General features: G+C 34.8%; 1 protein-coding gene. It reads right to left on the reverse strand.

The genetic code is table 11. From position 1 onward, the window contains the following. Positions 1-398: 398 nt before the first annotated feature. The gene (locus BSU00_RS00140) at positions 399-1,574 is read right to left on the reverse strand and encodes a formylglycine-generating enzyme family protein (protein ID WP_105002600.1); all 1,176 of its coding nucleotides are present in this window, start codon (positions 1,572-1,574) and stop codon (positions 399-401) included. Positions 1,575-1,727 lie beyond the last annotated feature (153 nt).

The raw sequence follows: 1,727 nt of genomic DNA on the forward strand, positions 1-1,727 counted from the left end.
CTGTTGTGCAAATGTAGCACTGATTGCTAGAATAAAAATGGCTAGCGTCCATTTGTAGTTAAAGTTTTTCATATTCATGATTTTTAATTAAGTGCAAAATAGTAAATTTCTAAAAATTAAGTTAATTTAGTTTTGATAAACATTATTTATTTAAAAATAATTATGCTATGGTAAATAGATATACAGGCTTTAGTTAGCCCTTCTAATATAGTTATTAAATTTTATTTAGATGTTAATTTTTAAAATAAATAGCTGGTAATGAGTAGCAAAGGGTCTTTTGTTGTTGTAAAGTTAAATTATGAATCGCCTTTCATGTGAATTATTAGCAAACGTAATGCAACATAATGTATGTAAAGTTTTAAAAGATTACAGGAACTTAGTTAGGTCGATTTATTTAATTAATTTATATCTCTAACCAGTCTAAAGCCAAGATGTTCCATTCCAGAATCTGGACTTAAGCGCATTCTTCTCGCATTTCTGTATCCAGAGCACCAGGAATCATTACATAAAAACGATCCTCCTCTTACTACCTTATGAATTGCATTTGTGTTGTATACTTCATAGGTTTGATCGGGGCCTTGTGGATTGTTAGTTATGGTATTGTTTTGTAAATCGGTGTAGTATTTTGCACTATACCAGTCCATGGTCCATTCCCAAACATTTCCTGAAATATCGTAAAGCCCGTAACCATTAGCAGAAAACGACATTACTGGCGCTACTCTTTCATACCCATCTTCCGAGGTGTTTCGATACGGAAATTTTCCTTGGAAAAAATTTCCTCGATATTGTAGCGTATCTAATTTTTCATTTCCCCATGGATACATCGTGTTATTTGCGCCACCACGCATTGCGTATTCGTATTCTGCTTCGGTTGGCAAACGTTTACCAACCCATTTCGCGTAGGCTAATGCGTCATACCAAGAAACATGGGTTACAGGATTGTTTTTAATGGTTTCTAAACTTGGGTGTAAGCCATTTGGGTTTCGCCATGAAATTCCTTTTTGAAATGTCCACCAACTTTCCTGATTGTTTTTTGCTACTGTCTCTTCAATATAATTGAAAATAAGACTTCCAGCTTTTAAGTCTTCCTCTAGTGGCTTTGGAGTTCCCTCAGGCAATTGTTTTTTTAGTTCCTCCCAATTAATATCCATTTCTGCAACTGTGATGTAGTTGGTAGCTTTTACAAATTCCTCAAACTCACCAACTGTTACTTCATGGGTGTCCATATAGAAACCGCTAACCATTACCTGGTGTTTTGGAAATTCATCATTTTGCGGAAGTGCTGTGGCTTGCATTGTATTGTGTTGTGCAGGGGTATCTGCTCCCATTGCAAAATTTCCACCTTTTAAGTAAACCATACCCTCGAGACTTTCTTTTTTCGTTGGATTGGTTTGTATGTTGGCTATAGTAGTTAAAAACTTCTCCGATAAATATTGCTTCCCCGGAATGTCGGGGGAAGTTAGATAGCAGTATTTATTTTCGGATACTACAACAGGGGGCTTATTGGATGATCGCGAACACGATAGCGTAAATAATACCCCTAAAATTATCAAGCTATTTTTTCCTAATTGCATACCTCTGTAAATTAAATACAGTTCAAATTCAATTTGAACTGTATTTATTATAATTGTTTTTAGTTATTTCCTGCGGTAAGAATTTTAGTTATTGCTTTATTAATATCTAAAGAAGCTGATTCTTGCCTAGGAGGAAACTCAGCGAATGTTTCC

Origin of the sequence: Tenacibaculum sp. SG-28 (assembly GCF_002954385.1) — a bacterium.
In the GTDB taxonomy this organism is placed as follows: domain Bacteria; phylum Bacteroidota; class Bacteroidia; order Flavobacteriales; family Flavobacteriaceae; genus Polaribacter.